Below are 10112 nucleotides of genomic sequence, written 5' to 3' on the forward strand. Positions count from 1 at the left end.
GGTGACTCCTGTTCGGGGAGGGGAGGGAGGGGAGACAGGGGGAAGTCGTGAGGGGCTGGTGGGGCTGGTGGGGCTGGTCGAGCTGGTGGGGCCCGAGGTGCGGCCGTGCTCAGCGCAGCGTGGCGCCGCCGTCCACGTAGAGGTCCTGCATGGTGATGTGACGGGCCTGGTCGGAGCAGAGGAAGGCGACCGAGTCGGCGATGTCCTGGGGGTCGGCGATCCGGCCCAGCGGTATGCCGGTGCGGTAGCTGGCGAGGTCCCCGTCGAGGACCCGTCGCGGCGCGTCCGGGTCGGTCCACAGGGCGCGCTGCATGGGAGTGTCGGTGGAACCGGGACAGACCGCGTTGCAGCGGACACCGCTGCCCGCGTACTCCAGCCCGACGCACTTGGTGAACATCACGGACGCCGCCTTGGACGCGGCGTACGCGGCCATGTGGGTCCGCGGTATGCCGGCGGCGTTGGAGGCGACGGTGACGATGCTGCCGCCGCCGCGCAGGGCCATCGCGCCGACGACGGCCCGGGTGGTGTGGAAGACGCCGGTGGTGTTCACGGCGAAGGTCCGGGCCCAGTCCTCGTCGGTGAGTTCGGCGGCGGGCGCGGTGCGCAGCACCCCGGCGACGTTGACGAGGATGTCCACCGGGCCGAGCTCCCGCTCGACCCGGGCGACGGTCGCGTCGACCGCCGTACGGTCGGTCACGTCCATGGGGTACGCGTGGACGCGGCCGGACCGCTCCCCGCCGGCGGGCCGGCCTCGTGCGCCGACCGGGTCGGCGAGCTCGGTCAGGGTGGCGGCGCGCAGGTCGGTCGCGGCGACCTCGGCGCCGAGCCTGGCCAGGGTGCGGGCGACGGCCTCGCCGATGCCCCGTGCGGCCCCGGTGACCAGCGCGATCCGTCCGTCGAGCCGGGACCGGCCGGTCAGTGTGGCAGCGGACATGGGTCCGTCCTCCAGAGATGAGATGAGATGAGATGAGGAGATGGGGATGGGGATGGGGCGGGTGGGGACCGGGGTCCGGTGGCGGGCCGGCCGCCCGAGCAGCCGGCCGGCCCGCCACCGGGGTGAGGGGGGACCTACCGGGTGTTCAGCGCCCGGGCCACGAGCGGTCCGATGCGGTCCAGCGCCGAGGGCGACATCAGCTCGTCGTGTCCGCAGTCCAGGACGTGCTCGTCGATGCGCCCGTCCAGGTAGGGCGGCCACACCCGGCCCGGTGCCTCGGCGGCCGGGGTGCTGCGGCCCGCGGTGACGAACAGGACGTCACCCCGGTAGCGGCGGGTGCGGCTGCGCGAGAGCAGCCGCACGCAGTGCATGTTGGTGGCGACGATCGAGTCGAGGAGCGCCTCGTCGAACCCGGCCAACAGCCCCTGGCTGTCACGGATCGCCCGGACGGCCTCCGACCGGTCCACCGCGCCGCCGTCCGCCGGCTGCTCCAGCCCGGCCACCGACAGCAGGAACCCGCTCTCCTCCCGCTCCAGCCGCTCCTGCCAGCCGGGCTCGTCGACGTACGACCAGTCGTCGGTCTCCGGGGGGTACGCGTCGAGCAGCCCGAGGAAGGCGACCTCCTCGCCGCGTTCCTGGAGCAGCGCGGCCAGCGTCTGCGCCACGGTCCCGCCGAAGGAGTACCCGAGGAAGTGGTACGGGCCCTGCGGCTGCACCGTCCTGATCTCCGCCAGGTACAGCTCGGCCAGGTCCGCCACGTCCGCGACCTCCGGCCGCGGCCCCGACAGGCCGGGAGACTGGAGCCCGTACACCGGCCGGTCCGCGTCCAGGTGGCGCAGCAGTCCGGTGTACTGCCAGCTGAACCCGGACGCCGGATGGAAGCAGAACAGCGGGGCCGCCGTGCCGCGTTCGCGCAGCGGCATCAGCACCCGCAGCGCGTCCCGGCGGGCGTCGGAGCCGATCCGGGCGGCGATGTCCGCCACCGTCGGCGCCGACATCACGGTGGCGACCTGGAGCGGGATGCCCAGCTCCGCGCGGATCCGGCCGACGAGCCGCATCGCCAGCAGCGAATGCCCGCCCAGCTCGAAGAAGTTGTCCTCCGCGCCGACCCGTTCCAGGCCGAGCACCTCGGCGAACGCGGCGGCGATCAGCTCCTCCCGGGCGTCCTTGGGCGGACGCCCGCCGCCGTCCCCGAAGTCCGGGGCGGGCAGCGCCGCCCGGTCCACCTTGCCGTTCACCGTCAGCGGCAGCGCCGCCAGCTCGACGAACGCGGAGGGCACCATGAACTCGGGCAGGGACGTGGACAGTCCGGCGCGCAGCCGGACCGGGTCGCAGGCCCCGGAGGCCGCCGGCACCGTGTAGGCGACCAGGCGCTTCACCCCGGACGCCCCCGCGTGGACGGCGACGGCCGCCGCGGACACGCCCGGCAAGTCCGCGACCGCGGACTCGATCTCGCCGAGTTCGATCCGGAAACCCCGGATCTTCACCTGGTCGTCGGCCCGGCCCAGGTAGTCGATCCCGTCGTCGGCCCGCCGGCGCACCAGGTCGCCGGTCCGGTACATCAGCGTGCCGGGCCCGCCGAACGGGTCGGCGACGAACCGCTCGGCCGTGAGCGCCGGCCGGCGGAGGTAGCCGCGCGCCAGACCGGCACCCGCCAGGTACAGCTCCCCGGGCACCCCGGTGGGGACCGGACGCAGCGCACCGTCCAGCACGTAGGCGCGGGTGTTGTGGATGGGGCTGCCGACGCAGGAGGTGTCGCTGCCGGAGACGTCCGCACCGAGCGCGTTGATCGTGTACTCGGTGGGGCCGTACAGGTTGTAGCCCATGGTGCCCTCGGTGCGCCGGAGCAGGCCCCACAGCGAGTCGGGCACCGCTTCGCCGCCCAGCAGGAACAGGGCGGGCCGGTGGCGGTCCGCGTCCAGCAGACCGGCCTCGACGAGCTGCTGCCCGTACGACGGGGTCACGTTCACCACGTCGATGCCCACCCGGTCGTAGTGCGCCGTCAGAGCCGTAGGGTCGAGCCGCAGCTCCTCGCCGATGACGTGCACCTCGTGCCCGTCGACCAGCCAGAAGAACTCCTCCCAGGACATGTCGAAGGCGAACGACACCGTGTGCGCCACCTTCATCCGGCGCCCGCCCACGAGCCGTGCCGCCGGGGCGAAGATCCGCTCCCGGTGGTTGAACAGCATGTTCGTCAGACCCGCGTAGGGCACCACGACACCCTTCGGGCGGCCCGTGGAACCGGACGTGTAGATGACGTACGCCGGATGCCTGCCGTCCCTGCGCCCCGTCAGCTCCGCCTCGGACAGGGCCACCCCGGACAGCGCGGCCAGTTCGGTCCGCACCGCGTCCGCGTCCAGCGCGAGCGCGGGCACCCCCTCCACCCGGGGCACCCGGTCCGCGACCGGAGCCGTCGTCAGCAGGCACAGCGGGGCGGCGTCGGCGACCATCGTCGCCAGCCGGTCCACCGGGTGGTCCAGGTCGAGCGGCAGGTAGGCCGCACCCGTCTTCAGTACGGCGAACAGCGCGACGACGAAGTCCGCCGAGCGGGGCAGCCCCAGGGCCACCACCCGCTCCGGGCCCGCCCCCCGCGCCACCAGGGCGCGCGCCAGCCTGTTGGCCCGCCCGTCGAGTTCCGCGTACGTCAGCCGCTCGTCCCCGAACACCAGGGCCGTCTCGTGCGGGGTGCGCGCCGCCTGCTCCGCGAACAGGTCGACGACCGTGGTGTCCGGGACCGGCCGGCCCGTGTCGTCGCCCCAGGCCAGCTGGGCGGCCCGCTCCTCGGGCGTCAGCGTCGCGAGGCGGCCCACCGGCAGCGCTCCGCCGTCGGCCATCTGGGCCACCAGCAGGGCGAGCCGTCCGGCCAGCCCGCGCGCGGTCTCCTCGTCGTACAGGTCGGGCCGGTAGGCCAGGGTCAGCTCCAGCGCCCGTCCCGGGGTGACCGCGAGGGTCAGCGGGTAGTGGGTGCCGTCCACGCTGTGCGTCCAGCCGATCTGGTGCGCCTCGAAGGCGGCCTCGCGGGCGGCGTCGTCCAGCGGCGTGTTGCGGAACACGTACAGGGTGTCGAAGAGCTGCCCGATCCCCGTCTCCCGCTGGACCGGGCCCAGGCCCACGTAGTGGTGCGGCAGCAGCGCCGCGTGCTCGCTCTGCACCCGCACCAGCAGGTCCCGCAGCGCCTCGCCCGGCCGCAGCGCCACCCGGAACGGCAGCGTGTTCATGAACATGCCGATCATCTGGTCCACGCCGGGCAGGTCCGCCGGGCGGCCCGAGACGGTGGCGCCGAACACCACGTCGGCACGGCCCGTCATCCCCGCCAGGGCCATCGCCCAGGCCGTGCTCAGCACCGTGTTGAGCGTGACCCCCGCCCCGCGGGCGAAGGCCCGCAGCCGGTCGCTGGTCGTCGCGTCCAGGGACAGGTCCACGACCTCGGCCGTCACCGGCGTCCGGGCCGGGTCGGCGGCCGCCACCAGGGTGCCCTGCTCCAGACCCGACAGGTGCGTCCGCCAGGCCGCCACCGAAGCGTCGGTGTCGACCGCCGCGAGCCAGCGCAGGTAGTCCCGGTACGGGGTCACCGGCGCGGGGTCCGCCGCCTCCTTGCCGCGCGCCCCGTACAGCGCGAACAGCTCCTCCAGGAACAGCGACTCCGACCAGCCGTCCGTCAGGATGTGGTGCTGGGTCACGCACAGCACCCACCGGTCCTCGGCGAACCGCAGCAGCGTCACCCGGACCAGCGGCGGCGCCGCCAGGTCGAACCGGGTCTGCGCGTCCGCCAGGGAGAACACGCGCAGCACCTCGTCCTGTTCGGCCCGGTCCAGCCCGGCGTGGTCCACGACCCGCCAGGGCAGCTCCCACTCCGCGGGCACCACCTGGACGGGGCCCGGCAGGCCCTCGTGCCAGAACCCGGCCCGCAGGTGCGGATGACGGTCCAGCAGCGTCCCGAACGCCGCACGCATGGCCTCCGCGTCCACCGCGTGCCGCAGCTCGGCGAAGTTCTGCATCAGGTACACGTCCAGCGCGTGGTCGTCGTACACCGCGTGGAAGTACAGGCCCTCCTGGAGCGGGGCCAGCGGCAGCACCTCCTCACCCGACGGGAACGCCTCGGCGAGCAGCGCCCGCTGGGCGTCCGTCAGCTCCACCAAGGGGCGGTCCGAAGCCAGGAGTTGTGTCGTCGACTGCCCGGCCGCGCCCGCGACGGCCGCCAGCCTGGCCGGCGTACGGTGCTCGAACACGTCCCGCGGGGTCAGGACGAGGTCCTCCTTTCGGGCCCGGGCCACCAGACGGATCGAGACGATGCTGTCCCCGCCCAGCGTGAAGAAGTCGTCGTCCACGCCCGCCGATTCCAGCCCCAGGACCTCGGCGAACACCGCGCACAGCGTCTCCTCGCGGGCCGTGCGGGGAACCCGGGACGGAGCCCCGCCGCCCAGCGCCGGAGCGGGCAGCGCGGCCCGGTCCAGCTTGCCGCTGACGTTCACCGGCAGTGCCTCCAGGACCACCACCGCCGCCGGCACCAGGTACTCCGGCAGCCGCGCCGCCAGCACGGCCCGCGCCTCCACCGGGTCGACGTCACCGGTGACGTAGCCCACCAGCCGCTTCACCCCCGGCGTGTCCTCGCGCACCACCGCGGCCGCGCCCGCCACCCCGTCCAGGGCGCTCAGCTCGGCCTCCACCTCGCCCAGCTCGATCCGGAAGCCCCGGATCTTGACCTGGTCGTCCGCGCGGCCCAGGAACTCCAGCTCCCCGTCCGCCCGCAGCCGCACCAGGTCACCCGTCCGGTACATGCGCCCGCCCGGAGCCCCGTACGGATCGGCCGTGAACCGCTCCGACGTCAGCGCCGGTCTGCCCAGGTAGCCGCGGGCGAGGCCGCGACCGGCCAGGTACAGCTCTCCGGGCACGCCCGCCGGCACCGGGCGCAGCGCCCCGTCCAGCACGTACGCCGACGTGTTCCCGATGGGCCGCCCGACCACCGCCGTGTCCGACACGGACAGGTCGGCGGCCAGGGCGTCCACCGTGTACTCGGTGGGCCCGTACAGGTTCACGGACATCACCCCGGGCGTGGACCGCACCTCGTTCCACACCGCCTCCGGCACCGCCTCACCGCCCAGCAGCAGCAGCCCCGGCCGGTGGTGGTCCGTGCTGAGCAGACCCCACTCCAGCAGCGCCTGCGCGTGCGTCGGCGTCACGTCCATGGCGTCCACCCGCCGCTCGCGGACGTAGGAGACGGTGAACTCGGCGTCCCTGCGGCCCACTTCGTCCAGGACGTGCAGCTCGTGCCCGGCGATCAGCCAGAACAGCTGCTCCCAGGAGGTGTCGAAGCTGAACGAGGCGGTGTGCAGGGCGCGCAGCCGCCGCCCGCCGGCCGCCGCGACCACCGGCCCGAACACGTCGGCCAGGTGGTTGGCGTACAGGTTCGACAGCCCGCCGTGGGTGAGGACCACGCCCTTGGGCACACCCGTCGAACCCGACGTGTAGATCACGTACGCCGGGTGCGCCGCGTCCACCGCCACCGCCGCGAACCCCGCTGCGCACGCCGCGAGTTCACGCACGGTGTCCGGTGCGTCCAGCACGATCAGGGCCGGACCGGCCGCGTCCCCGGCGGGGAGCAGCTCCGCCGCGGCCGCGGTCGTCACCACGCACAGCGGGCCCGCGTCGCGGAGCATCAGCGCCAGCCGGTCCGCCGGATAGTCCAGGTCCAGCGGCAGGTACGCGGCTCCCGCCCGCAGCACCGCGAGGACGGCCACCGCCGAGTCCACCGACCGGGGGACGGCCAGAGCGACCACCGTGTCCGGCCCCGCCCCCCGCGCGGCGAGCAGCGAGGCCAGCCGGCCCGCCCGCTCGTCGAGCTCGGCGAACGTCAGCCGCCGATCCCCGGCCACGACGGCGCACGCGTCCGGGGTGGCCGCCGCCTGCTCGGTGAACCGGTCGGAAACCGTCCCCGCGGGCACCTCGCGCACCGTCCCGTGCCAGCCGGCCACCAGCTCCGCCCGTTCGGCGGGCGTCAGCAGCGCCAGCGAACCGACCGGCAGCTCCGGATCGGCCGCGAGCTGCTCCAGCAGGTCGGCGAACCGCTCCGCGATCACGGCCACGGCCCGCCCGGTCAGCAGGTCCGGCCGGTATTCCAGGGCCAGTTCGGCCCGCTCGTCCAGCGAGACCGCCAGCGTCAGCGGGTAGTGGGTGCCGTCCCGCGCCTCGACGCCCGTCACCCGGACCCCGTCGGCCGGCGCGGGCCGGGCCGCCGGATCCACCGGATAGTTCTCGATGACGACCAGGGTGTCGAACAGCTCGCCGCCGCCCGCCTGCTTCTGGATCTGCCGCAGCCCCAGGTGGTGGTGGGCCAGCAGGCCGTTCTGCTCGTCCCGGAACCGGCGCAGCACCCGGGCCACGCTCTCCCCGGGCCGTGCCGCGAACCGCACCGGAACGGTCGTGATGAACAGCCCGACCATCGACTCGACGCCCGGCAGCTCCTCCGGCCGGCCCGCCACCGTCAGCCCGAACACGACGTCCTGACGGCCCGTGAGAGAACCGAGCAGCAGCCCCCACGCCGCCTGGATCACCGTGGACGGCGTGGTCCCGAGGCGCCGGGCCGTCGCCGTCAGCCGCGCGGTCGCGGCCTCGGTCAGCTCCAGCCGGTGCACGCCCGGCCGCACGGCCGTCCGCGCCGGATCGGCCGCCGCCACCAGCGTCGCCCCGTCCACGCCGGCCAGCGCGGACCGCCAGGCCGCCTCGGCCGCCCCGGTGTCCTGCCGCTTGAGCCACTTCAGGTAGTCCCGGTAGGGACGCACGGGCGCCAGCCCGGCCGGGTCGCCGTCCCGGTCGTACAGCGCGAGCAGGTCCGCCACCAGCAGCGGCATCGACCAGCCGTCGACCAGGATGTGGTGCACGGTGATCACCAGCCGGTGGTCGTCGTGCCCCAGCCGGGCCAGCGCCAGCCGCAGCAGCGGCGGCCGGTGCAGCTCGAACCGGCGGGCCAGCTCGGCCCGTTCGATCCGGCGCACCGCCGACGCCGTCGGGTCGTCCGACAGGTCCACCCGGTCCAGGGCGAAGGTCACCTCGGCCGGAACGAACTGCACCGGCTGCGGAACGCCCTCGTACCAGAAACCGGCCCGCAGGTTCGGGTGCCTGCGCAGCAGCGCCGCCGCAGCCCGCTCCAGCCGGTCCGCGTCGACCGGCCCGCCCAGCGCCACCGACACCTGCACGGTGTACACGTCCGGGGCGCTCCGGTCGTACACGGAATGGAACAGCATGCCCTGCTGCAAGGGGGACAGCGGAAGCATGTCCTCGATACGAGCCTGCGTCACTGCTGGGCCCTCCACATTTCTTCGAGCATGTCGATCTGGTCCTGGTCGAGTTCGACCAGGTCGAGGTCCGAGGGGGTGTGCCCCGCGGTGGTGCCGCCGGATGCCCAGGCGGCGAGGGTGTCGAGCGCGGCCAGCCAGCGGTCGGCGATCAGCGCGACGGTCGCTTCGGGCAGGACCTCGCCCGCCCTGACGAACACGGCGGCCAGCTCGGGGCCGTCCGTCCCGTCGACGACCTCGACGTTGACCTCCAGCGCGTGCGACAGCGGCAGCTCCGGGTGCGGACGGCCGGACAGGGCGTCCGCCTCCGGGGCCGGACCCCACGCGGAGTGGTCCCCGCCGGTCTGCCGGCCCAGGTAGTTCCACAGGATCTCGGCGCGGCCCGTCCCGGCGAACAGCGCGGCCGTCGCCGGGTTCGCGTACCGCAGCAGCCCGGCACCGATGCCCCCGTCGGGCACCTCGCGCAGGAGCTCCTTGACCTCCTTCAGCGCGGCCCCGGCATCCTCCCGCCCGTCCAGCACGGCCGCCGGATCGTACGAGGACGCCGCCAGCCGCAACGGATGGATGCTGGTCAGCCAGCCGACGGTACGGGTGAGGTCGGCGCCCGGCAGCAACTCCTGCTCCCGGCCGTGTCCCTCCAGGTCCACCGTGAACCCGCCGCGCCCCGACCGGCCCTCCCGGACCGCCCACTCCCCGACGGCCAGCGACAGCGCCGTCAGCAGCACGTCCCCGACCGTGCCGTGGAAGGCCGACGGCACGGCCTGGAGCAGCGGCGCGGTCCGCTCCGCCGACAGGCGTACGGTCAGCGCCCGCGCGGTCGCCGCCGTGTCCCGGGCCGGGTCCAGCGGACGCCCGGCGAGGAGCGGCCCGGCCGGCGCGGCCGCCAGCCAACGGTCCAGTTCGGCGGTCCGGCGGGGGTGCTGCGCCTCGGCGAGCAGGTGCGTGGTCCAGGTCCGCAGCGAGGTCCCGACGGGCTCCAGTACCGGAACCCGGCCCGTGGCGGCCTGCTCGTACGCCGACCGCAGGTCGGGCAGCAGGATCTGCCAGGACACCTCGTCCACCGCCAGGTGGTGCGCTGCGATCAGCAGCCGCCCCGGTGCGCCGGGCCCCCGGTCGAGGTGCACGGCCCGCACCAGCGCCCCGGACACCGGATCGAGCAGCCCCGGCAACCGGGCGGACGCCCCGGCGACCAGCTCGCGGAGCTCGGCGTCCCCGGCGGCGGAGGCGTCGACGCGCTCCAGGACCGCCGCGGCCGCCACCGAGCCCGCGGGGCGGATCTCCGCGCTCCACACGCCGGGGTGCGGAACGGTCAGGGCCTGCCGCAGGCCGTCGTGGTGGTCCAGTACGGACTGCAACGCGGCCGCCAGGTACGCGTGATCCGCCCCGGCCGGCAGCAGGACCAGCCGGGCCTGCCCGAACGAGGCGAACGGGCCACCGCGTGCGGCGAGCCACTGCGCGACCGGAGGCAGCGGCAGCGGCCCGGGACCGCCGTCCGCAGGCCGGGCCGGAGCGGCCGCCGCGTCCCCGCGCGGTGTGGCGACGGCCGCCAGGCCGGCCGGGGTCGGGTGCTGGAAGACCTGCCGGGCGGAGACCGTCAGCCCTGCCTTGCGGGCCAGGCCCACCAGCCGGATGGAGACGATGCTGTCACCGCCGAGCTCGAAGAAGTTCTCGTCGGCGCCGATCGAGGGGAGTCCGAGGACCTCCGCCATCAGCGCCGCGAGGACCTCCTCGGGGCTTCCGGCCGGACCGGACCGCTCCACCGGGGCCGCCGCGGGGCGCGCCGGAGCGGCGGGTGCCGGCAGGGCGCGTCGGTCGAGTTTGCCGTTGGGGGAGAGGGGGAGCGCGGGGAGGGTGAGGACGACGGCCGGGACCATGTACTCGGGGAG

The 10112-nt window shown here is 75.0% G+C and carries 3 protein-coding genes; all 3 read right to left on the reverse strand.

The window, feature by feature from the left end:
- Nucleotides 1–109: 109 nt before the first annotated feature.
- On the reverse strand, nt 110–934 hold the full coding sequence (locus tag ABZZ17_RS32535) for a 2,3-dihydro-2,3-dihydroxybenzoate dehydrogenase (RefSeq protein ID WP_356881512.1): 825 nt from the start codon (nt 932–934) through the stop codon (nt 110–112).
- Between the two features lie 134 nt (nt 935–1068).
- Complete coding sequence (locus ABZZ17_RS32540) at nt 1069–8229, reverse strand: amino acid adenylation domain-containing protein (protein WP_356881514.1); 7161 nt, start codon at nt 8227–8229, stop codon at nt 1069–1071.
- Nucleotides 8226–10112, reverse strand: a 1887-nt coding sequence (locus ABZZ17_RS32545) for a condensation domain-containing protein (RefSeq protein WP_356881516.1), incomplete at its 5' end; no start/stop codon positions are given. The genes ABZZ17_RS32545 and ABZZ17_RS32540, both read right to left, overlap by 4 nt.

Origin of the sequence: Streptomyces sp. NPDC006512 (assembly GCF_040611935.1) — a bacterium.
GTDB lineage: Bacteria > Actinomycetota > Actinomycetes > Streptomycetales > Streptomycetaceae > Streptomyces.

What these genes read in the sequence shown, in the direction of transcription:
- ABZZ17_RS32535 (WP_356881512.1), bottom strand. Translation starts at nt 934, where the DNA reads ATGTCCGCTGCCACACTGACCGGCCGGTCCCGGCTCGACGGACGGATC.